28 protein-coding genes are annotated in these 24,486 nt (G+C 59.6%); all 28 read left to right on the top strand.

The annotated features are described in order from the left end of the window. Window positions 1–105: 105 nt before the first annotated feature. The 28 genes from rpoB to secY all read left to right on the top strand — a co-directional run bounded on the left by rpoB (window position 106) and on the right by secY (window position 24,444). Entirely contained in the window at window positions 106–4,260 is a 4,155-nt protein-coding gene (gene rpoB / locus MUN46_RS02215; protein WP_243376045.1) for a DNA-directed RNA polymerase subunit beta, read from the top strand. Between the two features lie 14 nt (window positions 4,261–4,274). Continuing rightward, a complete protein-coding gene (gene rpoC, locus MUN46_RS02210; RefSeq protein ID WP_243376044.1) occupies window positions 4,275–8,552 on the top strand; it encodes a DNA-directed RNA polymerase subunit beta' in 4,278 nt (1,425 codons plus the stop codon). Window positions 8,553–8,824: 272 nt separating this feature from the next. Further along, complete coding sequence (gene rpsL, locus MUN46_RS02205) at window positions 8,825–9,202, top strand: 30S ribosomal protein S12 (RefSeq protein WP_237978819.1); 378 nt, start codon at window positions 8,825–8,827, stop codon at window positions 9,200–9,202. A gap of 143 nt (window positions 9,203–9,345) precedes the next feature. Then, on the top strand, window positions 9,346–9,816 hold the full coding sequence (gene rpsG / locus MUN46_RS02200) for a 30S ribosomal protein S7 (RefSeq protein ID WP_237978818.1): 471 nt from the start codon (window positions 9,346–9,348) through the stop codon (window positions 9,814–9,816). A gap of 60 nt (window positions 9,817–9,876) precedes the next feature. Continuing rightward, window positions 9,877–11,979: an elongation factor G gene (gene fusA, locus MUN46_RS02195; protein WP_243376043.1), complete on the top strand. Its 2,103-nt coding sequence runs from the start codon at window positions 9,877–9,879 to the stop codon at window positions 11,977–11,979. Between the two features lie 59 nt (window positions 11,980–12,038). Next, a complete protein-coding gene (gene tuf, locus MUN46_RS02190; protein ID WP_243376042.1) occupies window positions 12,039–13,229 on the top strand; it encodes an elongation factor Tu in 1,191 nt (396 codons plus the stop codon). Between the two features lie 115 nt (window positions 13,230–13,344). Then, complete coding sequence (gene rpsJ / locus MUN46_RS02185) at window positions 13,345–13,656, top strand: 30S ribosomal protein S10 (protein ID WP_022442716.1); 312 nt, start codon at window positions 13,345–13,347, stop codon at window positions 13,654–13,656. Window positions 13,657–13,791: 135 nt separating this feature from the next. Beyond that, the gene (gene rplC / locus MUN46_RS02180; RefSeq protein WP_237978812.1) at window positions 13,792–14,436 is read left to right on the top strand and encodes a 50S ribosomal protein L3; all 645 of its coding nucleotides are present in this window, start codon (window positions 13,792–13,794) and stop codon (window positions 14,434–14,436) included. 10 nt (window positions 14,437–14,446) lie between these two features. Beyond that, window positions 14,447–15,070, top strand: coding sequence for a 50S ribosomal protein L4 (gene rplD, locus MUN46_RS02175; RefSeq protein WP_243376041.1), 624 nt, complete (start codon window positions 14,447–14,449; stop codon window positions 15,068–15,070). Next, a complete protein-coding gene (gene rplW, locus MUN46_RS02170) occupies window positions 15,067–15,366 on the top strand; it encodes a 50S ribosomal protein L23 (protein ID WP_237978809.1) in 300 nt (99 codons plus the stop codon). Before rplD ends, rplW begins: the two co-directional genes overlap by 4 nt. Then, window positions 15,366–16,193: a 50S ribosomal protein L2 gene (gene rplB, locus MUN46_RS02165; RefSeq protein WP_237978807.1), complete on the top strand. Its 828-nt coding sequence runs from the start codon at window positions 15,366–15,368 to the stop codon at window positions 16,191–16,193. Before rplW ends, rplB begins: the two co-directional genes overlap by 1 nt. 10 nt (window positions 16,194–16,203) lie before the next feature. Continuing rightward, entirely contained in the window at window positions 16,204–16,485 is a 282-nt protein-coding gene (rpsS, locus tag MUN46_RS02160; protein WP_237978806.1) for a 30S ribosomal protein S19, read from the top strand. Window positions 16,486–16,495: 10 nt separating this feature from the next. Continuing rightward, window positions 16,496–16,837 carry a 50S ribosomal protein L22 gene (gene rplV / locus MUN46_RS02155; RefSeq protein WP_237978805.1) on the top strand — a complete coding sequence of 114 codons (342 nt, stop codon included), beginning with the start codon at window positions 16,496–16,498 and terminating at the stop codon, window positions 16,835–16,837. Between the two features lie 9 nt (window positions 16,838–16,846). After that, the gene (rpsC, locus tag MUN46_RS02150) at window positions 16,847–17,620 is read left to right on the top strand and encodes a 30S ribosomal protein S3 (protein WP_237978804.1); all 774 of its coding nucleotides are present in this window, start codon (window positions 16,847–16,849) and stop codon (window positions 17,618–17,620) included. Between the two features lie 3 nt (window positions 17,621–17,623). Next, window positions 17,624–18,040, top strand: coding sequence for a 50S ribosomal protein L16 (gene rplP, locus MUN46_RS02145; protein WP_237978803.1), 417 nt, complete (start codon window positions 17,624–17,626; stop codon window positions 18,038–18,040). A 10-nt stretch (window positions 18,041–18,050) separates the two neighbouring features. After that, a complete protein-coding gene (gene rpmC, locus MUN46_RS02140; protein WP_243376040.1) occupies window positions 18,051–18,242 on the top strand; it encodes a 50S ribosomal protein L29 in 192 nt (63 codons plus the stop codon). After that, window positions 18,242–18,517, top strand: coding sequence for a 30S ribosomal protein S17 (gene rpsQ, locus MUN46_RS02135; protein ID WP_243376039.1), 276 nt, complete (start codon window positions 18,242–18,244; stop codon window positions 18,515–18,517). The genes rpmC and rpsQ overlap by 1 nt, the downstream gene beginning before the upstream one ends. Window positions 18,518–19,012: 495 nt before the next feature. Then, entirely contained in the window at window positions 19,013–19,381 is a 369-nt protein-coding gene (gene rplN, locus MUN46_RS02130; RefSeq protein WP_237978798.1) for a 50S ribosomal protein L14, read from the top strand. Between the two features lie 10 nt (window positions 19,382–19,391). Further along, window positions 19,392–19,709 carry a 50S ribosomal protein L24 gene (gene rplX / locus MUN46_RS02125; protein ID WP_243376038.1) on the top strand — a complete coding sequence of 106 codons (318 nt, stop codon included), beginning with the start codon at window positions 19,392–19,394 and terminating at the stop codon, window positions 19,707–19,709. 9 nt (window positions 19,710–19,718) lie between these two features. Continuing rightward, window positions 19,719–20,258: a 50S ribosomal protein L5 gene (gene rplE / locus MUN46_RS02120; protein WP_243376037.1), complete on the top strand. Its 540-nt coding sequence runs from the start codon at window positions 19,719–19,721 to the stop codon at window positions 20,256–20,258. A gap of 12 nt (window positions 20,259–20,270) precedes the next feature. Further along, window positions 20,271–20,576, top strand: coding sequence for a 30S ribosomal protein S14 (gene rpsN / locus MUN46_RS02115; RefSeq protein WP_237978794.1), 306 nt, complete (start codon window positions 20,271–20,273; stop codon window positions 20,574–20,576). A 16-nt stretch (window positions 20,577–20,592) separates the two neighbouring features. Further along, on the top strand, window positions 20,593–20,988 hold the full coding sequence (gene rpsH, locus MUN46_RS02110; RefSeq protein ID WP_243376036.1) for a 30S ribosomal protein S8: 396 nt from the start codon (window positions 20,593–20,595) through the stop codon (window positions 20,986–20,988). 13 nt (window positions 20,989–21,001) lie between these two features. Next, window positions 21,002–21,535: a 50S ribosomal protein L6 gene (gene rplF / locus MUN46_RS02105; protein ID WP_243376035.1), complete on the top strand. Its 534-nt coding sequence runs from the start codon at window positions 21,002–21,004 to the stop codon at window positions 21,533–21,535. An 11-nt stretch (window positions 21,536–21,546) separates the two neighbouring features. Beyond that, window positions 21,547–21,915, top strand: coding sequence for a 50S ribosomal protein L18 (gene rplR, locus MUN46_RS02100; RefSeq protein ID WP_237978789.1), 369 nt, complete (start codon window positions 21,547–21,549; stop codon window positions 21,913–21,915). Window positions 21,916–21,929: 14 nt separating this feature from the next. Next, window positions 21,930–22,442 carry a 30S ribosomal protein S5 gene (gene rpsE / locus MUN46_RS02095; RefSeq protein ID WP_237978787.1) on the top strand — a complete coding sequence of 171 codons (513 nt, stop codon included), beginning with the start codon at window positions 21,930–21,932 and terminating at the stop codon, window positions 22,440–22,442. 16 nt (window positions 22,443–22,458) lie between these two features. Then, entirely contained in the window at window positions 22,459–22,641 is a 183-nt protein-coding gene (gene rpmD / locus MUN46_RS02090; RefSeq protein WP_237978785.1) for a 50S ribosomal protein L30, read from the top strand. Window positions 22,642–22,655: 14 nt separating this feature from the next. After that, a complete protein-coding gene (gene rplO / locus MUN46_RS02085; RefSeq protein ID WP_237978784.1) occupies window positions 22,656–23,096 on the top strand; it encodes a 50S ribosomal protein L15 in 441 nt (146 codons plus the stop codon). Window positions 23,097–23,118: 22 nt separating this feature from the next. Next, window positions 23,119–24,444 (top strand): preprotein translocase subunit SecY, encoded by a 1,326-nt coding sequence (gene secY, locus MUN46_RS02080; RefSeq protein WP_243376034.1) that lies wholly within the window; start codon window positions 23,119–23,121, stop codon window positions 24,442–24,444. The last annotated feature ends 42 nt before the right edge of the window (window positions 24,445–24,486 follow it).

The following is a 24,486-nucleotide window of genomic DNA, read 5'->3' as shown; positions in this document are numbered from 1 at the left end:
TTATGCCGCTAGGATAGCAGTGCTTATCCAAGCGGCTTTTGCCGTCCCTTGCTTTTTCTTCTCCTGAGCCAGGATATTTCCTCGCTCGCGTCGAACGGAGTGTCCATGTCGTACTCGTTCACTGAAAAGAAGCGCATTCGGAAAAGTTTCGCCAATCGTCCGAGCGTCCTTGCAGTGCCTCCTCTTCTGGATATCCAGCTGCGGTCTTACGCGGATTTCCTTCAGGCCGATGTGAAGCCCAATGCCCGCAAGGATATCGGTCTGCAGGCAGCCTTCAATTCGATTTTCCCGGTTTCCAGCCACAACGGGCTGGCCCGCCTCAGCTTTGTCAGCTACGACCTTGCCAAGCCGGAGTTTGACGTTGCCGAGTGCCAGCTCCGCGGACTGAGCTTCTGCAGCCGTCTGCGCGCGAAGATTCGACTTGAAATTTACGACCGCGAATCTCCAACGACAGTCAAGGAAGTTCGCGAGAATGAAGTCTACATGGGCGAAATTCCGCTCATGACGGAAAAGGGATCCTTCATCATCAACGGATCCGAGCGGGTTATCGTTTCCCAGCTGCATCGTTCCCCCGGCATTTTCTTTGAGAACGACAAGGGCAAGACCCATTCCTCCGGCAAGCTGCTGTTTTCCGCGCGCGTAATTCCTTACCGCGGCTCCTGGCTCGATTTCGAGTTCGATGCGAAGGATATCCTGTATTTCCGCATCGACCGCCGCCGGAAGATGCCCGGCACGATTCTGCTGAAGGCCCTGGGCATGACCTCGGAGCAGATCCTCGCCCGGTTCTTCGAGTTCGACCACTTCACGCTTAAGGCTGAGGGCGCGCAGCTCGCGCTGGTCCCCGAGCGCCTGAAGGGCGACGCGATGGGCTTTGACATCCTTGACAAGGACGGCAAGGTTCTTGTCCCGGGCGACAAGCGCGTGAACGCCCGCCATGTCCGTCTGATCAACCAGGCCGGCATCAAGGAGATCCCCGTTCCTGACGAGTACCTGATCGGCCGCGTTCTGGCCAAGGACATCGTCTCGGAGGACGGTGAGGTCCTCGCTTCCGCCAACGCTGAAATTACGGACAAGCTGCTGGAGAGCCTGCGGGCGGCCGGTGTGAAGGACATTGACGTCCTTTACACGAACGAGCTCGACCACGGCGCTTACATTTCCGATACCCTGCAGCTTGATGAGACGGCTGACAAGCTTTCGGCGCGCATCGCCATCTACCGCATGATGCGCCCCGGCGAACCGCCGACGGAAGAGGCTGTCGAGGGGCTTTTCGAGCGTCTGTTCTTCTCGGAGGACACGTACGATCTCTCCCGCGTCGGTCGCATGAAGATCAATGCACGCTTCGGCAAGTCCGATCCCAAGGGACCCTCCACGCTGACCGCCGAGGACATCGTCGACACCATGCAGCTGCTCGTTGCGCTGCGCAACGGACAGGACGATGTCGTCATGACCGATGACAACGGCGTGTCGAGGACTGTTCCCGTCAACGGCGTCGACGATATCGACCATCTCGGCAACCGCCGCGTCCGCTGCGTGGGCGAGCTGGCTGAAAACCAGTTCCGCGCAGGCCTCGTCCGCGTGGAAAGGGCGGTCCGCGAGCGCCTCGGCCAGGCCGACAGCGACGGGCTCACCCCGCAGGATCTGATTAACAGCAAGCCCATTTCGGCGTCCATCCGCGAATTCTTCGGCTCCAGCCAGCTGTCGCAGTTCATGGATCAGACGAACCCGCTTTCTGAAATCACCCACAAGCGGCGCATTTCCGCCCTTGGACCGGGCGGCCTCACCCGCGAGCGCGCGGGCTTCGAAGTCCGCGACGTTCATCCGACCCATTATGGACGCGTCTGCCCGATCGAGACTCCGGAAGGACCGAACATCGGCCTGATCAACTCCCTGGCCATTTACGCCCGGCTCAATTCCTACGGCTTCCTTGAGACGCCCTACAGGCGCGTTGTGGACGGCGTAGCAACGGACACCATCGACTACCTGTCCGCCATTGAAGAGGGCAAGTACATCATCGCTCAGGCCAACGCGGATCTGGATGAGAACAACCGGCTTACTCAGGAACTGGTCTCGTGCCATGAAAAGGGCGAGTTCGTTCTTGCCCGGCCCGCCGACATCCAGTACATGGACGTCGCCCCGTCGCAGATCGTCTCTGTCGCTGCCTCCATGATTCCGTTCCTTGAGCACGACGACGCCAACCGCGCCCTGATGGGCGCGAACATGCAGCGTCAGGCTGTGCCCTGCCTGCGGCCGCAGTATCCGCTCGTGGGAACCGGGATGGAGCGCACGGTCGCCGTGGACTCCAAGACGACGGTTCAGGCCCGCCGCGGCGGCATTGTCGACTATGTGGACGCCAACCGCGTCGTGATCCGCGTCAACGACAACGAAAGCGTTGCCGGTGAAGTGGGCGTCGACATCTACAACCTTCAGAAGTTCACCCGCTCCAACCAGTCCACCACGATCAACCAACGTCCTATCGTCATGATCGGCGATCATGTCGCCAAGGGCGACGTGCTGGCCGACGGGGCTTCTACGGACCAGGGTGAGCTCGCCTTGGGCCAGAACATGCTGATCGCCTTCATGCCGTGGAACGGCTACAACTACGAAGACGCGGTTCTGGTTTCTGAAAAGGTGGTCGCAGACGACCGGTACACGTCCATCCACATCGAAGAGCTCTCCGTCGTTGCCCGCGACACCAAGCTGGGCGCTGAGGAGATCACCCGCGATATTTCGAACCTGCCCGAGCAGCAGCTCAACCGCCTCGATGACGCCGGCATAGTGTTCATCGGCGCTGAGGTCCAGGCGGGCGACGTGCTGGTGGGCAAGGTGACGCCGAAGGGAGAGACTCAGCTCACGCCTGAGGAGAAGCTGCTTCGCGTGATCTTCGGCGAAAAGGCTTCCGACGTGAAGGACACTTCGCTGCGCGTGCCCTCAGGCATGTCCGGCACCGTGATTGACGTTCAGGTCTTCACCCGCGAGGGCGTTGAGCGCGATTCGCGAGCCAAGTCGATCATCGAGAGCGAACTCAAGCGCTACCAGCGCGACCTGGACGATGAACGCAGAATCGTCGAAACCGACGCCTGCGCCCGTCTGCGCCGCCAGCTCGCCGGCAAAAAGGCCCTGTCTGCACCTAACGGGCTTGCTTCGGGCTCTGCTCTGACGGCCGAATACCTCAACAGCCTCGATTCCCGCAGCCTGTTCTCGATCGTGATGGAAACCGAGGACGATCAGAAACTGATCGACCTCACGCGCAAAGCCCTCGAGGACAAGGTGAAGGAGTTTGCCGACGCCTACAAGCTCAAGGAAGACAAGCTCACGCGCGGCGACGAGCTGCCCCCCGGCGTCCTTAAGATGGTGAAGGTCTACATTGCGGAGCGCCGCCGTCTGCAGCCTGGCGACAAGATGGCAGGCCGCCACGGCAACAAGGGCGTGGTCTCGAAGGTCAATCCGGTGGAAGACATGCCGTATATGGCCGACGGGCGCCCCGCGGACATCGTCCTCAATCCTCTGGGCGTGCCTTCGCGTATGAACATCGGCCAGGTGCTGGAAGTCCATCTCGGATGGGCGGCCAAGGGACTGGGCTGGAGGCTCCAGGAGTTGCTTGACAGCGAGCGCGGCAAGCAGGTGAAGGAGGTCCGCGCCTTCCTGAACAAGGTCTACAACACGACCGGCAAGAAGGAAGATATCGACAGCCTTACCGATGATGAAGTGATCGCTATGGCCCGCCGCCTCCGCGACGGCATTCCGTTTGCGACGCCTGTGTTCGACGGCGCGAGCGAAAAGCAGATCAACCAGATGCTCGAGATGGCTTTCCCGGATGAGGAGGTCAAGAGGCTGCAGCTCACGAAGAACAGGACCCAGGCGACGCTCTACGACGGCCGCACCGGCGAAGCGTTCTCCTGCCCTGTAACGGTCGGGTACATGCACTATCTCAAGCTGCATCATCTGGTGGACGACAAGATGCACGCCCGCTCCACCGGTCCGTATTCTCTGGTTACCCAGCAGCCGCTGGGCGGAAAGGCCCAGTTCGGCGGCCAGCGCTTCGGCGAGATGGAAGTCTGGGCGCTCGAGGCTTACGGCGCGGCATACACCCTGCAGGAAATGCTCACCGTCAAGTCCGACGACGTGAACGGCCGCACCAAGATGTACGAAAACATTGTCAAGGGCGATCTGTCCATTGACGCCGGAACTCCGGAATCGTTCAATGTGCTGGTTCGTGAAATCCGCTCGCTTGGCATTGATCTCGACTATGTGAAAAATTAAGGACGGTTATCGGAATGAATAACGCCTTTCTCAATCTGTTTCAGCAGGTGCAGCAGGATAATCATTTTGATGCCCTGCGCATTTCGATTGCTTCTCCGGAAAAAATCAGAGAGTGGTCTTACGGCGAAGTCAAAAAGCCGGAGACGATCAACTACCGCACTTTCAAGCCAGAGCGTGACGGGCTCTTCTGCTGCCGCATTTTCGGGCCGATCAAGGACTACGAATGCCTTTGCGGCAAATACAAGCGGATGAAGCACCGCGGCGTCATCTGCGAGAAGTGCGGCGTGGAAGTGACGCTGTCCAAGGTTCGCCGCGAGCGCATGGGGCACATTGAACTCGCGAGCCCCGTGGCTCACATCTGGTTTCTGAAGAGCCTGCCGTCCCGCATGGGCATGGTGCTCGACATCCCGCTGCGCGACATCGAGCGCGTGCTCTACTTTGAAGCCTATGTTGTCGTGGACCCCGGCATGACTCCGCTCAAGCGCGGCCAGCTGCTGACGGAAGACGACTATGTCGCGAAGACCGAGGAGTTCGGCGACGAATTCAAGGCCATGATGGGTGCGGAGGCTATTCGCGAGCTCCTGAAGTCCATCAACATCCCGAAGGAGATCGAGCAGCTCCGCGCGGAGCTGAAGGAGACCAACTCCGACGCCAAGATCAAGAAGTACGCGAAGCGCCTGAAGGTGCTCGAGGGCTTCAACCGCTCCGGCATCCATCCCGAGTGGATGATCCTCGAAGTGCTTCCGGTGCTGCCGCCTGATCTCCGTCCGCTGGTTCCGCTCGACGGCGGCCGTTTCGCCACTTCGGATCTGAACGACCTGTACCGCAGAGTCATCAACCGCAACAACCGACTCAAGAGGCTGCTTGAGCTGAAGGCCCCCGACATCATCGTCAGGAACGAGAAGCGGATGCTGCAGGAAGCCGTGGACTCCCTGATCGACAACGGCCGCCGCGGCAAGGCCATGACCGGTCCGAACAAGCGCCCGCTCAAGTCCCTGGCCGACATGATCAAGGGCAAGTCGGGGCGCTTCCGCCAGAACCTGCTCGGCAAGCGCGTCGACTATTCCGGCCGCTCCGTGATCTGCGTGGGGCCGGAGCTCAAGATGCATCAGTGCGGCGTGCCGAAGCCCATGGCTCTCGAGCTTTTCAAGCCGTTCATTTACAACAAGCTCGAGATGCGCGGTCTGGCCAACACCATCAAGGCCGCCAAGAAGATGGTCGAAACGCAGGATCCCGTCATCTGGGACATCCTGGAAGAAGTGATTTACGAGCACCCGGTGCTGCTCAACCGCGCCCCGACGCTGCACAGGTTGGGCATCCAGGCCTTCGAGCCGAAGCTGATCAGCGGCAAGGCCCTGCAGTTGCCGCCTCTCGTGTGCGCTCCGTTCAACGCCGACTTCGACGGCGACCAGATGGCCATTCACGTGCCCCTGTCGCTGGAGGCCCAGCTTGAGGCCCGCACGCTCATGCTGTCGACGAACAATATTCTGTTCCCGGCCAACGGCGATCCGGCCAACGTGCCTTCTCAGGACATGGTGCTCGGCCTTTACTGGAGCACCCGCGCCCGCGTGAACGCGCCGGGCGAGGGCATGTTCTTCGAGGATGTGGACGAAGTGCGCCGCGCCCTCGCCGCCAAGGTGGTTACGCTTCAGACCCGGTGCACGGTCCGCATCAAGGAGTACGAGCTCAATCGCGAGACGGGCGAGCTCAAGGACCATGTGATCCGCGTCGAGACCACGGCAGGCCGGGCGCTGCTGTCCGAGATCCTGCCGAAGGGCATGAAGTTCGCTGAAATCAACAAGACGCTGAAGAAGAAGGAAATCGGCCGCCTGATCTCGACGTCCTTCCGTACCTGCGGACTGAGGGCCACGGTGGATTTTGTGGATGCGCTGAAGAACCGCGGCTACTACCTGTCCACTCAGGCGGGCATCTCGATCTGCGTGTCGGACATGAAGGTCCCGGCTCAGAAGGACGAGCTTGTGGCTGCGGCTGAAAAAGAAGTGAAGGAAATTCAGTCCCAGTACACTTCCGGCCTCGTCACTCAGGGCGAGCGCTACAACAAGGTGGTGGACATCTGGGGCCGTACGGCTGATAAGGTCGGCAAGGTCATGATGCAGAATCTGTCGGTCGAGCCCGTTGTGGATCGCCACGGCAAGAAGACAACGCAGGAGTCCTTCAACTCCGTGTACATGGCCGCAGATTCCGGCGCCCGCGGCTCTCCTGCCCAGATTCGCCAGCTGGCCGGCATGCGCGGCCTGATGGCCAAGCCGGACGGCTCCATTATTGAAACGCCTATTACCGCGAATTTCCGTGAAGGCCTGAACGTGCTGCAGTACTTCGTTTCGACCCACGGCGCTCGCAAGGGCCTGGCGGATACGGCCCTGAAGACCGCGAACTCCGGTTATCTGACCCGTCGTCTGGTCGATGTGACGCAGGACCTCGTGGTGACCGAAGAGGACTGCGGCACGACCCGCGGCGTCAAGATGCGCGCTCTCGTGGAGTCCGGCGACATTGTTCAGGCTCTGCGCGACAGAATTCTCGGACGCGTGGCTGCCGAGGATATCCATAATCCTGAGACCGATGAGCTGATTGCGGCCCGCGGGACGCTGATTGACGAGGATATCTGCGACAAGATCGACGCGGCCGGAATTGACGAGGTCTCCGTCCGTACGCCGCTGACCTGCGAAACCCGTCACGGGCTTTGCGCGAAGTGCTACGGCCGCGACCTCGGGCGCGGCTCGCTGGTCAATGTCGGAGAGGCGGTCGGAGTCATAGCCGCCCAGTCCATCGGCGAACCGGGCACGCAGCTGACGATGCGTACGTTCCACATCGGCGGTGCAGCTTCCCGCGCGGCGGTCGCCTCCAGCGTCGAGGCCAAGGCCGCGGGCAAGGTGTCCTACACCTCGGCGATGCGCTACGTGACGTCCGACAAGGGCGAGCTTGTCGTCATCTCCCGTTCGGGTGAGGTCGTCGTTTCCGACGCCACCACCGGCCGCGAGCGTGAACGGCATAAGATCCCTTACGGCGCGACGCTGCTCGTGCATCCCGACCAGCTGGTCAAGGCCGGGGCTCAGATCGCGACCTGGGATCCGATGACTCGTCCGATCATTTCCGAGCACGCTGGCCAGGTCCGCTTTGAAAACGTGATCGAAAACGTCACGGTGATGAGCCAGACCGACGAGGTGACCGGACTGTCCACTCAGGTTGTGATCGATCCGAAGCGTTCCGGCGCCTCCGGCCACGGGTCCCGCAAGGGCGGGTCGGTGTCGACCCTGCGTCCTTTGGTTCATCTGCTCGATGTGAACGGCAACGAGGTCAAGGTTCCCGGCACGGATCACGCGGTGACGATTCAGCTGCCCGTGGGGGCTCTGGTGCTGGTTCGCGACGGCCAGAGCATCGGCCGGGGCGAGGTCCTCGCCCGCATTCCGGTCGAGTCTCAGAAGACCCGCGACATTACCGGCGGTCTGCCGCGCGTGGCCGAGCTCTTCGAGGCCCGCTCCCCGAAGGACGCCGGCATGCTCGCCGAGGTGACCGGCACCGTGACGTTCGGCAAGGAGACCAAGGGCAAGCAGCGCCTCATCATCACCGATGGCGAAGGCAACGACCACGAGTTCCTCATCCCGAAGGACAAGACCGTGCTGGTCCATGACGGCCAGGTTGTCCAGAAGGGCGAGGAGATTGTGGACGGCCCGACGGATCCGCATGACATTCTGAGGCTGCTCGGCATCGAGGCCCTCGCCCGGTACGTCGTTGATGAAGTGCAGGACGTGTACAGGCTGCAGGGCGTGAAGATCAATGACAAGCACATTGAAGTCATTGTTCGCCAGATGCTGCGCCGCGTCATCGTGGAAAATCCGGGAGATACCGGGTTCATCCAGGGTGAGCAGGTCGAGCGCGCTGAGCTTCTCGATGCCAATGACGCTGCCGTCAAGGAAGGCAAGCAGCCTGCCACTTACCAGAATCTGCTGCTTGGCATCACGAAGGCCTCGCTGTCGACGGACTCCTTCATTTCCGCCGCTTCCTTCCAGGAAACGACCCGGGTGCTCACCGAGGCCGCTATCATGGGCAAGGTCGATCACCTCCGCGGACTCAAGGAGAACGTGATCGTCGGCCGCCTGATTCCGGCTGGAACCGGACTTGCCTATCACAAGGCCGTTAAGGCGAAGGAAGCTGCTGAGGCGGCTGAGGCCAGGGCTCTGGCCGAAGCTACCGCCGCCGAACAGGTGGCTGCGGCCTCTGAGCTTGCCGCGCAGAGCGCTTCGGCTCCCAAGGCAGATCCTTCTGCGCAATAAGCGTTAAGTTCTCGCGCAGCAGGGCGGACCGTCAGGAATGATGGTCCGCCTTTTAGTTTGGGGCGCAGCTTGAGGTCTCCGGAGGCTAAAAATCTTAAAAAATCAGAAGGTGACTTGACAATTCGGCCTTTAAAGTCCATACTCACATGTCTTTTCTCGACAGGTGTGCGGAAGGCTCAGGCTTTGCCGCGCGCCGGCGTGAAAAGACATAAGTATGTATTAGCCAACGGAAACTTTTAATTTAAAAGTTTTTTATTTAACGGACGTTTTTAATGCCAACCATCAATCAGCTTGTGCGCAAGCCTCGCACTCTCACTCATGAGAAGAGCAAGAGCCCTGCGCTGAAGAACAGCCCGCAGAAGCGCGGTGTCTGCACCCGTGTCTACACCACCACCCCGAAGAAGCCGAACTCCGCTCTTCGTAAGGTCGCGAAGGTTCGCCTCACCAATGGCTTTGAAGTCATTTCCTACATCGGCGGCGAAGGACACAACCTTCAGGAGCACTCCGTGGTGCTGATCCGCGGCGGCCGTGTGAAGGATCTGCCGGGCGTTCGCTACCACATCGTCCGCGGTTCTCTGGATACCCAGGGCGTCAAGGACCGCAAGCAGTCCCGTTCGAAGTACGGCGCGAAGCGCCCGAAGGCTGCCTGATCATTGCAGAGCAGCTGCAAGGACAGAACGGCAGGGTCGGTTTAACCGAATGCCGAGTAAGTCGCAGCCTGCAGTAAGTGGCTGCTGGATATATGGCCCGCCATAATGGGTCAAAATGACTGAAGATTTAACGAGAGGAAAGAATGCCCCGTCGTCGTGAAGTACCCAAACGTGAAGTCCTGCCGGATCCTAAGTTCGGCAGCGTTGAAATCACCAAGTTCATCAATGTGATCATGCTGGACGGCAAGAAGGCCGTCGCCGAGCGCATCGTCTATGGCGCTCTCCAGCAGATTCAGGAAAAATCCGGCAAGGACCCGCTGGAAGTTTTCACTACAGCTCTGAATAACGTCCGTCCGTTGGTTGAAGTGAAGAGCCGCCGTGTCGGCGGTGCGAACTACCAGGTCCCTGTCGAAATCCGCCCGATTCGTCGTATGGCGCTGGCCATGCGCTGGCTGCGTGAATCCGCGAAGAGCCGCTCCGAAAAATCTATGCCCCAGCGTCTCGCCGGTGAGCTGATGGATGCCGCCGAGGGCCGCGGCGGTGCGGTTAAGAAGCGCGATGAGGTCCATCGCATGGCTGAAGCCAACAAGGCGTTCTCCCACTTCCGCTTCTAATTTTTCAAACAAGGGAGGACGTTTGCTGAAAACGCCTCCCTTTAAAGGGACAAATTTACTATGCGTACCACTCCGATTGAGCGCTATCGCAACATTGGTATTTCTGCCCATATTGATGCGGGCAAAACGACCACGACCGAGCGCATTCTGTTCTACACCGGCGTGAACCACAAGATCGGCGAAGTCCACGACGGCGCGGCCACGATGGACTGGATGGAGCAGGAACAGGAGCGCGGCATCACGATTACCTCCGCCTGCACGACCTGCTTCTGGCACGGCATGAAAATGCAGTACCCGGATGCCTATCGTCTGAACATCATCGACACCCCGGGGCACGTGGACTTCACGGTGGAAGTCGAGCGCTCCATGCGCGTGCTTGACGGCGCCGTGATGGTCTATGACTCCGTTGGCGGCGTGCAGCCCCAGTCCGAGACGGTCTGGCGCCAGGCGGAGCGCTATCACGTGCCCCGCATCGCTTTCGTGAACAAGATGGACCGCGTCGGCGCGAACTTCTTCCGTGTCTACGATCAGATGAAGACCCGCCTGAAGGGCCACCCGGTTCCCGTCGTCATTCCGCTGGGCGCTGAGGATGCCTTCAAAGGCGTGATCGACCTGCTGGAGATGAAGGCCATCGTCTGGGACGAAGCCTCCCAGGGCACCAAGTTCGACTACGAGGAGATCCCCGCCGAGCTGGTGGATCAGGCCAAGGAATGGCGCGAAAAGATGATTGAGTCTGCCGCCGAGGCGAACGACGAGCTCATGGAAAAGTATCTCGAGAACGGAGAGCTTTCCAACGAGGACATCGTCAAGGGCCTTCGCCAGCTCACCATCGCCAACAAGGCTCAGCCGATGTTCTGCGGCTCGGCCTTCAAGAACAAGGGCGTGCAGCGCATGCTCGACGGCGTGATCGAGTTCCTGCCCTCTCCTGTTGACATTCCCCCGGTTCAGGGCTTTGACCTGAACGATCAGCCTGTCGAGCGCCGTGCCGACGACAAGGAATACGCGAGCTGCCTGGTCTTCAAGATCATGACCGACCCCTTCGTCGGCCAGATCTCGTTCCTGCGCGTCTACTCCGGCGTCATGGTTTCCGGCGAAACCGTGCTCAATGCCACGAAGGACAAGAAGGAGCGTCTGGGCCGCCTGCTGCAGATGCACGCGAATCACCGTAAGGAAATCAAGGAAGTCGAGGCCGGCGATATCGCTGCTGCCGTGGGCCTGAAGACGGTCACCACCGGCGATACGCTCTGCGACATCGACCACCCGGTCATTCTTGAAAAGATGGAATTCCCGGAGCCTGTGATTTCTGAGGCTGTCGAGCCCAAGACCAAGGCCGACCAGGAGAAGATGGCTCTCGCCCTTCAGCGCCTGGCCCAGGAGGATCCGTCCTTCCGCGTCCACACCGATGAAGAATCCGGTCAGACCATTATTTCCGGCATGGGCGAACTGCACCTCGACGTGCTGGTTGACCGCATGCGCCGCGAGTTCAATGTTGAAGCGACTGTCGGCAAGCCTCAGGTGGCGTACCGCGAGACGATCCGCGCCACGGTTGAGAAGGCGGAATGCAAGTTCGTCAAGCAGACCGGAGGCCGTGGCCAGTACGGCCACGTCGTGCTCAAGCTTGAGCCGCTTCCTGCCGGCAAGGGCTTCGAGTTCGTCGACGCCATCAAGGGCGGTGTGGTGCCGCGCGAGTACATCCCGGCCGTCCAGAAGGGCATCGAGGACTCTCTGAAGTCCGGCGTGCTCGCCGGCTATCCGGTGGTTGACGTGAGGGCGACCCTGTACTTCGGCTCCTACCACGAGGTGGACTCGAACGAAAACGCCTTCAAGGTGGCTGCTTCCATGGCTTTCAAGGACGGCCTGCGCCAGGGCAAGCCCGTTCTGCTCGAACCGATCATGAAGGTCGAGGTCGAGACTCCGGAAGAGAGCATGGGCGACGTGGTCGGCGACCTGTCCTCCCGCCGCGGCAAGGTTGACGGCATGGACGACATGGAAAATGGCGGAAAGGCCATTCGCGCCATGGTGCCGCTGGCTGAAATGTTCGGGTACGCGACCCGTCTGCGTTCGCTCACCAAGGGCCGCGCTACGTACGTGATGGAATTCGACCACTACGAGGAAACCCCGCGCAACGTGACCGAGGCCGTCATCGCAGAAAAAGCAAAGTAATTTGATGATCTGAGATAAAATAATCAGATCTTCACAGCAATTCCCAATAAGGAAGAAAAATGGCAAAAGAGAAGTATGTACGTTCCAAGCCCCACGTGAACGTGGGCACGATCGGTCACGTTGACCACGGCAAGACCACCCTGACGGCTGCGCTCACGACCGTCCTCGCCCAGAAGTTCGGCGGGCATGCCATGGCTTATGACCAGATTGACGCGGCTCCTGAAGAGAAGGCCCGCGGCATCACGATCAACTCCGCTCACGTGGAGTACGAGACCGCGAAGCGCCACTACGCTCACGTGGACTGCCCGGGGCACGCCGACTATGTGAAGAACATGATCACGGGCGCGGCCCAGATGGACGGCGCGATCCTGGTGGTGGCCGCCTCCGACGGCCCGATGCCCCAGACCCGCGAGCACATTCTGCTTGCCCGTCAGGTCGGCGTTCCGAACATCATCGTCTACCTGAACAAGTGCGACCTGGTTGACGATCCGGAGCTGCTCGAGCTGGTTGAGATGGAAGTCCGCGACCTGCTGACCGAGTACAAGTTCCCCGGCGACGAGATCCCGATCATCAAGGGTTCTGCGAAGCTGGCCCTGGAAGGCGATCAGTCCGAGTACGGCGTTCCCTCCATCCTGAAGCTGGCCGACACGATGGACACGTACTTCCCGGAGCCCGTGCGTGAGCTTGACAAGCCGTTCCTGATGCCGATCGAGGACGTGTTCTCGATTTCCGGCCGCGGCACGGTGGTGACGGGCCGCGTTGAGCGCGGCACGATCCGCGTGGGCGATGAAATTGAAATCGTGGGCATCAAGCCGACTCAGAAGACGACCTGCACGGGCGTTGAGATGTTCCGCAAGCTGCTCGACGAAGGCGAGGCCGGCGACAACATCGGCTGCCTGCTGCGCGGCACGAAGCGCGAGGAAGTCGAGCGCGGCCAGGTGGTTGCCAAGCCCGGCACGATCACTCCGCACACGAAGTTCACGGCTCAGGTGTACGTGCTGAAGAAGGAAGAAGGCGGCCGTCACACCCCGTTCTTCAAGGGATATCGTCCGCAGTTCTACTTCCGCACGACGGACGTGACCGGCACGATCGAGCTCGAGGAAGGCGTTGAGATGGTGATGCCTGGCGACAACACGACGATGACCGTCACGCTGATCGCCCCGATCGCCATGGAAGAGGGCCTGCGCTTCGCTATTCGCGAAGGCGGTCACACGGTTGGCGCCGGCGTTGTGGCCAAGATTCTTGAGTAAACTCAAGGATTATTAACTGTCGGGCTCCGGCAGTTGACAAAACAAACAGGGTCGAGATAAAATCTCGGCCCTGTTTTGTTGTTTGTTCTTTCTAAGTTCTTTTAGGAAATTTGAAATGCAGTCTCAGCGCATCCGCATCCGCCTCAAGGCCTACGACTACAAACTGATCGATCAGTCCGCTCAGGAAATCGTCGATACGGCCAAACGCACTGGCGCCGTTGTCCGCGGCCCGGTTCCCCTTCCCACCCGCTTCCAGCGGTTCGACATCCTGCGTTCCCCGCACGTCAACAAGACCAGCCGCGATCAGTTTGAAATCCGCACGCATCAGCGCCTGATGGACATCATCGACCCGACGGACAAGACGGTTGACGCCCTGATGAAGCTGGATCTTCCGGCCGGCGTGGATGTGAAGATCAAGGTGGAGTAACGGATTTGATTTTTGCCCGGGTTGCAGCAATTCTGGCTTTGGGTTAAAATCGCACCTCTTTTTGCCGCCAGCACTCTTTTTGGCGGCGCTTTTAAGTAACGGTCCCGGCCAATCGTAGCCGGGGTGGAGAAAACAATGAGTGATAAGCTTGGCCTTGTTGGTCGCAAGGTCGGCATGACGCGCATTTTCACGGATGACGGCAAGTCCGTTCCCGTGACTGTGCTCGATGTGTCGAACAACCGTGTCACGGCAGTTAAGACTGAAGCAACCGACGGCTACAACGCCATTCAGGTTGCCTTTGGCACCCGCCGTCCTAGCCGCGTGACGAAAGCCCTTGCCGGCCAGTTCGCCAAAGCCGGTGTTGAAGCCGGCTCTACCCTTAAAGAATTTCACGTTGACGCCGATAAGCTTGATTCCTACAAGCCCGGTCAGGTTCTTAGCGTAGAAATGTTCACCGTCGGGCAGAAGGTCGATGTGACCGCCCGTACGATCGGCAAAGGCTACGCGGGCGTGATCAAGCGTCACCACTTCAGTTCCGGGCGCGCGAGCCACGGCAACTCCGTGACGACGAATTCCCCCGGTTCGACCGGTAACCGCCAGGACCCGGGCCGTGTGTTCCCCGGCAAGCGCATGGCCGGTCACCTCGGCGATGTCCAGCGCACCACCCAGAATCTGGTTGTTGCCCGTGTGGACGCTGCCCGCGGTCTGCTGTTAGTCCGTGGCGCTGTTCCCGGCGCTGCGAACGGTCAGGTTGTTGTCCGTCCTGCAGTTAAGGCGTAAGGAGTGACCCATGGAACTGAATGTTATTAACGAACAGGGTAAGGAAACCGCCAAGCTGGCGGCTGCCGATGCCGTGTTTGGCTGCGAATACAACGAAGCTCTGATTCATCAGATCGTTGTCGCTTTCATGGCGAACGCACGCCAGGGAACCCGCGCGCAGAAAACCCGCGCCGAAGTTCACCACAGCACCAAGAAGCCGTTTAAGCAGAAGGGTACCGGCCGCGCTCGCGCCGGCATGAGCTCTTCTCCTCTGTGGCGCAAGGGCGGCCGCGCCTTCCCGAACCTTCCGGATGAGAACTTCAGCCAGAAGGTCAACAAGAAGATGTATCGCGCCGCGCTGTCTTCGATCTTCTCGAAGCTGGTTGCGGACGGCCGTCTGGTCGTGGTCGAGTCGCTTGATGTCGAGTCTCCCAAGACCAAGGCATTTGCCGCCAAGGCCAAGGCTCTGGGCGTTGCCGATTCGGCGCTGTTCATTGCCAACGAAGTCAGCGACAATCTTTATCTTGCTTCCCGCAACCTGAAGAATGTCTCTGTTGTTACGCCGCGCTACGCTGATCCGCTTTCCCTTATTCACTACAAGAACGTGGTGGTTGAGAAGGCTGCGATCGCCAAGATCGAGGAGATGCTGGGATGAGCCAGGAACGTCTTTACAAGGTGCTGGTTGGCCCGATCGTCTCTGAAAAGAGCACCATGATCGCCGACAAAAACAACCAGGTTGCCTTCCGCGTTGCCAAGGACGCGACCAAGAAAGAAGTGAAGGATGCAGTCGAGCTGCTGTTCAAGGTGCAGGTTGACTCCGTCCAGGTTACTAACCTGAAGGGCAAGCAGAAACGCTTTGGCCGCTTTGAGGGGCGTCGTTCGGATGTCCGCAAGGCTTACGTGTGCCTCAAGCCTGGTCAGGACATTAACTTCGCGCAGGAGGTGAAGTAATGGCTCTCGTCAGCATGAAGCCGACGTCCGCCGGACGCCGTCACATGGTCAAGGTTGTTCATCCGGAACTTCACAAGGGCAAGCCTTTTGCTGCGCTTACCGAAAAGAAGAACCGCATCAACGGCCGCGACAATTTCGGTCACATTACGACCCGTCATAAGGGCGGCGGCCACAAGCGCGCCTATCGCCTGATTGATTTCCTCCGCAACAAGGACGGCATCCCCGCCCGCGTGGAGAGGATTGAGTACGATCCGAACCGTTCCGCGCACATCGCTCTGGTGCTGTACGCAGACGGCGAACGCCGCTACATCATCGCCCCGAAGGGCCTGACTGCCGGCTCCGAGATCGTGAACGGCTCCGAGGCCGCCATCAAGGTCGGCAACTGCCTGCCCCTTCGCAATATCCCGGTCGGCACCACGATCTGCTGCGTCGAGCTCTTCCCGGGCAAGGGCGCTCAGCTCGCCCGTGCTGCTGGCTCCAACGCTCAGCTGATCGCCCGTGAAGGCGAGTACGCTCAGGTTCGCCTGCGTTCCGGCGAAGTGCGCCGCATCGGCATCAACTGCCGCGCCACCATTGGCGTGGTTTCCAACGATGACCACAACCTGCGCGAGCTCGGCAAGGCCGGCGCCAACCGCTGGCGCGGCATTCGCCCGACGGTCCGCGGCGTTGTGATGAACCCGGTGGATCACCCGCACGGCGGCGGCGAAGGCAAGACTGGTACGGGCCGCGCTCCGGTTACTCCGTGGGGCCAGCTCACCCGTGGCTACCGTACTCGCAACAACAAGCGCACTGACAGCATGATCGTTCAGCGTCGCTATCGCAAATAAGGGGGCGTGAATGTCTCGTTCACTCAAAAAGGGACCGTTTGTTGACGCTTCCCTGATGAAAAAGGTTGAAAAGGCCCAGGAAACCCGCGACAAGCGGCCGCTGAAGACCTGGTCCCGTCGTTCTACCATCGTTCCGGAAATGATCGGTCTGACGATTGCCGTGCACAACGGCCGTCAGCACGTTCCGGTTTATATCAATGAGAATATGGTTGGCCACAAGCTGGGCGAGTTCGCCATGACGAGGACCTTCCATGGTCACGCGCTTTCTGCCGATAAAAAGGCAGGCGCCTAAGGGGTAAAAGATGGAAACTACTGCTATTGTTCGCGGTGTGCGCCTGTCGGCCCAGCGTGGCCGCCTCGTTGCCGACCTCGTCCGCGGCAAGCCTGTTGACAAGGCCCTTAACATTCTGGCTTTCACCCAGAAGAAGGCTGCCGTCATTATCCGCAAGGCTCTGGAGTCTGCGATTGCAAACGCCGAGCACAATTTCGGTGCGGATATTGATGAACTTTATGTGTCCAAGATCTACGTCGAGAAGGCCTCCACGCTGCGCCGTTTCCAGGCTCGCGCGAAGGGCCGCGGTTGCCGTATTGGCAAGCAGACGGCTCACGTTTTTGTGACTGTCAGCGACGCGAAAGCTAAGTAAAGGTGAATTATGGGTCAGAAAATCAATCCCACCGGCTTCCGTCTGCCCGTGACGCGCAACTGGACGTCCCGCTGGTATGCGGTTGGCCGCAACTTTTCTCGTACTCTGGCTGAGGACCTGAAGGTTCGCAGCTTCCTTCAGAAGAAGCTGAAGAACGCCTCCGTCGGCCGCATCCTCATCGAGCGTCCGGCCAACAACGCCCGCATTACGATCTACACGGCCCGTCCCGGCATCGTGATCGGCAAGCAGGGCGCTGACATTGAGGTGCTGAAGGCTGAGGTCCAGAAGATGATGGGCGTTCCCGTCCACATCGACATCGAAGAAATCCGCCGTCCTGAGCTTTGCGCGGTGCTCGTCGCCGAGTCGATCACCCAGCAGCTCGAGAAGCGCATCATGTTCCGCCGCGCCATGAAGCGCGCCATGCAGAATGCCATGCGTCTTGGCGCCAAGGGCATCAAGATCATGTCGTCCGGCCGCCTGAACGGCGCCGAGATCGCCCGTACCGAGTGGTACCGCGAAGGCCGCGTTCCGCTTCATACCCTTCGCGCCAACATCGACTACGGCTTCTCTGAGGCTCACACCACGTATGGCGTGATCGGCGTCAAGGTCTGGATCTACAAGGGTGACGACCTCAGCGTTGATACGGCCATGGAGCCGGCTCCTGAGCGCGAGCATCGCGCCCGCCGCAACGGCGACCGCCCCGCTCGTCCGGGTGCCCGCCGCGGCGCCGGCCATCGCAACAACGAGGCTGAGGCTACGGCTTCAGCCAAAGACGGAGAATAAACAATGCTGCAACCTAAGCGTACAAAGTACCGCAAGGACCAGAAGGGCCGCAACAACGGCCTGGCCCAGCGCGGCGCCAATGTTGCCTTCGGCGACTTCGGCCTGAAGACGCTCGAGCGCGGTCGCATTACGGCTCGCCAGATTGAGGCAGCCCGTCGTGCGATCAGCCGCCACATCAAGCGCGGCGGTCGCGTGTGGATCCGCATTTTCCCGGACAAGCCCATTTCTTCCAAGCCTGCGGAAGTCCGTATGGGCAACGGCAAGGGTGATCCCGAGTACTGGGTGGCCCAGGTTCAGCCGGGTCGCGTTCTTTATGAAATGGACGGCGTGGACGAGTCCGTGGCCCGTGAGGCCTTCGCTCTGGCGGCTGCCAAGCTGCCCGTGAAGACCACGTTCGTTGTTCGCCAGATCGGCATGTAAGGAGACGGCAATGGACGTTAAAGAACTCAAGGGCCTCGACGAGGCCGCTCTTAAGAAGGAACTGACTGACCTCCACCAGGCGCTTTTCAAGCTCCGCCTGCAGAAGGCCACTCAGCAGCTTCATAACACCAACCAGATTCGCAATACGCGGCACGACATTGCCCGTATCAAGACGATTCTCGCTCAGAAGGCCGCTAAATAATGACTGAAGAAAAAGTTGAGAAGTCCGAGGGCCACTCGCTGACTGGTGTGGTGCTCAGCGACAAGATGGACAAGACGATTACGGTGCTTGTTGAGCGCCGCGTCAAGCATCCGATCTACGGCAAGTACGTCATCAAGAGCCGCAAGGTTCATGTCCATGACGAAGCCAACGAAGCCGCCGAGGGCGATACCGTTCAGATTTCCGAGACCCGTCCTGTTTCCAAGACGGTTCACTGGAAGCTTGACCGTATCGTGACCAAGGCCCAGAAGATTTAATCTTTTCCAAAAGATCAAATCAGCAGCCCCCGCCCGAAAGGACGGGGGCTTTTGTATTGCGGCAGCTGCAGTCAGGCCAGAGCCGGCCGGGTCTGAACAACCATGCGCGCCCTCCGTCTTGCAGCAGGCGGTTGAAATTCACTGCGACTTCGGATATACTGCGGCACCCTGCGCCTTGCTCATTTCCGGCATCTGCGAAGAAGCCGGGAAGGGGTACCCGCAGACCCGAGATGAGGAGGAAATTCCGCAGAGGGAGCCCCTCCTTGTTAACGCGGTCCCTGGTTGAAAAATCATGAGCGGTTTGGGTTGCAAAGCTTTTAATTTTGAGGCATAATCCTGAACTCTGCTTTTCCGGGCTGGCAATCAAGCCTGTCAGGGAAAGACAGCTCAGCAGCTGAAAACGCACGAGCCGGCTGGCTCGGAACGATTCAGCTTTCTCCCGTACGGGACCAATACTGTCCGCTTTTGCGGCATAAGTTGGATAAATAAGTAGCCATGATTCAGATGCAAACTCGACTGGACGTCGCCGACAACACCGGCGCCCGTTCAGTAATGTGTATCAAGGTGCTCGGCGGCTCTAAGCGCCGCTATGCCACCGTTGGTGACATTATCAAAGTCACGGTCAAGGAAGCGGCTCCGCGCGGCCGCGTCAAGAAGGGCGAGGTGTACGACGCCGTTGTGGTTCGCACCGCCGCCGCCATTCGCCGTCCGGACGGCTCCTGCATTCGCTTTGACAAGAATGCCGCCGTTCTTCTCGACAACAAGAAAGAGCCGATTGGCACTCGTATCTTCGGGCCGGTTACGCGCGAGCTGCGCACCGAGCAGTTCATGAAGATCGTGTCCCTGGCTCCTGAAGTGATCTAAGGAGATAACGATGCAGCGTATCCGTAAAGGTGACGAAGTCATCGTTACCACCGGCAAGTTCAAGGGCACCAAGGGTACCGTGGTTTCCCGCGTCGATGACCGCCATGTGGTCGTCGAGGGCGTCAACGTCGTCAAGAAGCACGTCCGCCCGAACCCCATGATCAACCAGCCTGGCGGCATTGTTGAGAAGACGATGCCGATCGACCAGAGCAATGTCATGCTGTTCAACCCCGCCACCAAGAAGGGTGAACGCGTGTCTTTCAAGATCGTTGACGGCAAGAAAGTCCGTGTGTTCAAGGACGGTTCTGTTGTCGGCGCCAAGGCTTAAGGAGTCGTGATGTCTCGTTTCCATACTCTGTACTCCGAAAAGATTGTTCCCGAGCTCACCAAGAAGTTCGGCTACAAGTCCATTATGGAAGTGCCCCGCATCACCAAGATCACCCTGAACATGGGTGTCGGTGAAGCTGTTAATGACAAGAAGATCATTGAAAACGCCGTCGGCGACATGACCAAGATTGCCGGTCAGAAGCCGATCGTGACGTATACCCGCAAGGCCATCGCTAACTTCAAGATCCGTGAAGGCATGCCGATTGGTTGCATGGTGACGCTGCGCGGCGACCGCATGTACGACTTCCTTGATCGCCTCGTTACCATCGCTTTCCCGCGCGTGCGCGACTTCCGCGGCGTTTCCGGCAAGGCGTTCGACGGCCGCGGCAACTACAACATCGGCCTGCGCGAGCAGATCATCTTCCCGGAAATCGAATACGACAAGATCGATGCGATCCGCGGCATGAACATCAGTATTACTACGACGGCTAAGACGGACGAAGAAGGCAAGGCTCTTCTCGCCGGCTTTAATTTCCCGTTCCGCAATTGAGGCAGGTGTCAAATGGCTAAACTCGCAGTTATCAATCGCGAAAAGAAGCGTGAAGCGACTGTCGCTAAGTTCGCGGCCAAGCGCGCTGCTCTCAAGGCGATTATCAACGACTCCACTCGCACGATGGAAGAGCGGATGGAAGCCCGCGCGCAGTTGCAGGCTCTGCCCCGCAATGCAAGCCCGGTTCGTCTGCGCAACCGCTGCGCTCTGACTGGCCGTCCCCGCGGAACGTTCCGCAAATTCGGCCTGTCCCGTTCCATGATCCGTGATGCCGCGATGCGCGGCGATATTCCTGGCCTGGTCAAGGCCAGCTGGTAAGCGAGGAGATTACACAATGAGCATGAGTGATCCGATCGCCGATATGCTGACCCGCATCCGTAACGGGCAGATTGTCGACAAGACGGAAGTGGTGATGCCCTCCTCCAAGCTGAAGGTGGCCATTGCCAAGGTCTTGAAAGACGAAGGCTATATCGACGGTTTTACTGTTAGCGCCAAGGATGGCAAGTCCGAACTCCGCATCGGCCTGAAGTATTATTCCGGCCGTCCTGTGATCGAACGCATTGAACGCGTTTCCCGTCCCGGACTCCGTGTCTACAAGAACCATCAGGATATCCCGCAGGTCATGAACGGCCTGGGCGTTGCGATCGTCTCCACCCCGAAGGGCGTGATGACGGATCGTGCGGCCCGCGCCGCCGGCGTCGGCGGTGAAGTCCTGTGCTACGTCGCTTAATTGGAGGAAGAGAATGTCGCGAATTGCAAAAGTTCCGGTCGTCCTTTCCTCCGGCGTCGAGTGCAAGGTCACTGCCGATAGCATCACCCTCAAGGGCAAGGTCGGTGAAGTTTCCACCCACATCCTTCCCCGCGTGGACATTGTTCAGGAAGGCAGCAGCCTGAAGTTCTCCGCCAAGGACGATTCTCGCGAAGCCAATCAGAACTCCGGCACCATGACCGCCATCGTGCGTTCCATGAACAAGGGAGTTTCCGAAGGCTACACGAAGACCCTCACGCTGGTTGGCGTGGGCTACCGTGCGCAGGCCCAGGGCAACAAGCTCAATCTGTCGCTCGGCTTCTCCCATCCCGTGGTGCATGAAATGCCGGCCGGCGTGGTCGTGAAGACCCCGACCCCGACCTCCATTGTTATTTCTGGTGCTGACAAGCAGCTGATCGGGCAGGTCGCTGCTGATGTTCGCTCCTACCGCAAGCCGGAACCCTACAAGGGCAAGGGCATTCGGTACGAGAATGAAGTTGTCATCATTAAAGAAACCAAGAAGAAGTAAGAGAGACGGATATGATCAATAAAAAAGAAAGCCGTCTGCGTCGCGCGCGTGCCACGCGTGCCCGCATCAAGCTGCAGAAGGTGAACCGCCTGACGGTCTATCGTTCCAATCTGCACATTTACGCGAGCATCATCAGCGCTGACGGAAGCCGTGTGCTCGTGTCTGCCTCTACGGTGGAGCCCGAGGTTCGCGCTCAGCTCGCGAGCGTGAAGGGCCACGGCGGCAATGTGAACGCCGCCAAGATCGTGGGCACCCGCATTGCCGAGAAGGCGAAGAAGGCCGGAATTGAAAGCTGCGCCTTCGATCGTTCCGGTTACCGTTATCACGGCCGCGTTGCTGCGCTGGCCGAGGCCGCTCGTGAAGCCGGCCTCAAGTTCTAAGGACGTGGGCAACTATGGCTAAGTTTCAAGGAAAAAACGCGGCTGCTGAAGACAACTACCGCGAGAAGATGATTGCGGTCAACCGCGTGACCAAGGTCGTTAAGGGCGGCCGTATTCTTGCATTCGCCGCCCTGACGGTCGTCGGCGACGGCGAGGGCCGCGTCGGCATGGGCAAGGGCAAGTCCCGCGAGGTTCCGGCCGCTGTTCAGAAGGCCATGGACCGCGCCCGTCACGACATGAAGAAGTTCCCGCTCAACCACGGGACCGTCTATCACGTCGTCACCGGCCACCACGGCGCTTCCACCGTGATGCTGCGTCCGGCTCCTGAAGGTACCGGCATTATCGCCGGCGGCCCGATGCGCGCCATCTGCAACGCCATTGGCATCACCGACGTGTTTGCCAAGTCCTATGGCTCTGCGAACCCCTACAACATGGTTCGCGCGACTTTTGATGCTCTGAGCAACATGCGTTCTCCGGCCGAGATTGCTGCCAAGCGCGGCAAGAAGGTCGAGGATCTTGTTGGCTAAGTTTGGAGAAGATTAAATGGCTGACAAGAAGACTGTTAAGGTCACTCTGGTTCGCAGCCCGATCGGCTGCAAGGCTGACCACCGCAAGACGGTTCTCGGCCTGGGCCTGAAGAAGATCCGCCAGACCCGCGAGCTCGAAGACACGCCTGCCGTGCGCGGCATGATCAACAAGGTTTCCTACCTTGTGCGTGCTGAATGATCTGAGGATAAAAAATGCGTTTGAATACGATTAAGCCCGCTGAGGGTTCCAAGTCTGCGGTCCGCCGTGTCGGCCGCGGCGTTGGCTCCGGCATGGGCAAGACCGCTACTCGTGGTCACAAGGGCCAGAAGTCCCGTGCTGGCGGCTTCCACAAGGTGGGTTTCGAAGGCGGCCAGATGCCGATCTACCGCCGTCTGCCGAAGCGCGGCTTCACCTCCCTTACCCACAAGTATGTGGAGGAAGTCCGCCTGAGCGACCTTGAGAAGCTCCCGGTTGACGAGATCGATCTGCTTGTTCTGAAGAAGGCGAATGTCGTGTCGCCGCTCACCGCTGAAGCCCGCGTCATCCTGTCCGGCAAGATCACCCGCAAGGTGACGGTCCGGGGGCTGAGCGTGACCAAAGGCGCCAAGGCGGCCATCGAGGCTGCCGGCGGCACGGTCGTCGCTGCAGAGTAATCTTTCTTCAGTGAGGTAGAACGTGGCGTACAGCCGAAACAAAAAAGAGCAGAGCGGAAGCAAGTACGGCGACCTCAAGCGCCGTCTGCTGTTCCTTGCCTTTGCTCTGATCGTCTACCGGATCGGAGCTCACATTCCGGTTCCGGGCATTGACCCTGATATGCTCCAGCAGCTGTTCAATCAGCAGCAGGGCGGCATTCTCGGGCTGTTCAACATGTTCTCCGGCGGGGCGCTCTCTCGTTTTTCGCTTTTTGCCCTGGGCATCATGCCGTACATTTCTGCAGCCATTATTCTGCAGATGCTGTCCTATGTGATGCCCTCCCTTGAAGCGCTGAGAAAAGAGGGAGAGTCCGGCCGCAGAAAAATCACTCAGTACACTCGCTATACGACTCTGTTCCTGGGCCTGTTTCAGGCCCTGGGCATTTCCGTGGCACTGCAGACCCAGCCGGGCCTGGTCATCAATCCGGGTCCGGTCTTCCAGTTCACCTGCGTGGTCTCGCTGGTGACGGGGACTATGTTCCTGATGTGGCTGGGCGAGCAGATTACGGAAAGAGGGCTTGGCAACGGCATCTCCATCATCATCTTCGCCGGTATCGTCGCGGGGCTTCCCAATGCGGCGTCCGGCCTGATGTCGCTGGTGAGCACCGGAGCCATCAGCCCGCTCGCGGCTATCTTCGTGATCGCCGTAGTCCTTCTCGTGACCGCCTTCGTGGTGTTCATGGAGAGGGCGCAGCGTCGTATTACGGTGAATTATGCGCGGCGCCAGATTGGCCGGAATATCGTCGGGGGGCAGTCGACCTACCTTCCCCTGAAGATAAACATGGCCAACGTGATTCCGCCGATTTTCGCCTCTTCCCTGATTCTGTTTCCTGCGACGGTGGCCGGCTGGATGACGGCCAGCGACTCCAACCGCTGGCTGCGCGACCTTGCCGCTTCGCTATCGCCGGGACAGCCGATCTACACGCTGCTTTATGCTGCGCTGATCGTGTTTTTCGCCTACTTCTACACGGCTCTTGTCTTCAATCCGAAGGAGACGGCGGAAAATCTGAAGAAGGGCGGGGCGTTTATTCCCGGCATCCGTCCTGGGGACCAGACGGCGAAGTATGTCGATCGGATCCTCCAGAGGCTCACGCTGAGTGGTGCGATTTACCTGGTGTTTGTGTGTCTGGTTCCTGAATTCCTGAACCTGAAGTTCAACGTTCCGTTCTATTTTGGCGGCACGTCGCTGCTCATCGTTGTGGTGGTGGCGATGGACTTCATGACTCAGGTTCAGGCTTACCTGATGTCACAGCAGTACGAAAGTTTGCTGAGGAAGACAAACTTCCAAGGCTTTGGCCGGGGACTTTGACCCCGGCATAATACGGTGCCGGCGGCTTTCTGCAAAAGCCGC

Source organism: Mesosutterella faecium, from assembly GCF_022809315.2.
In the GTDB taxonomy this organism is placed as follows: Bacteria; Pseudomonadota; Gammaproteobacteria; order Burkholderiales; family Burkholderiaceae_F; genus Mesosutterella; species Mesosutterella faecium.
The sequence above is the reverse complement of the archived record's forward strand: the minus strand, read 5'-3'. Positions and strand labels throughout refer to the sequence as shown.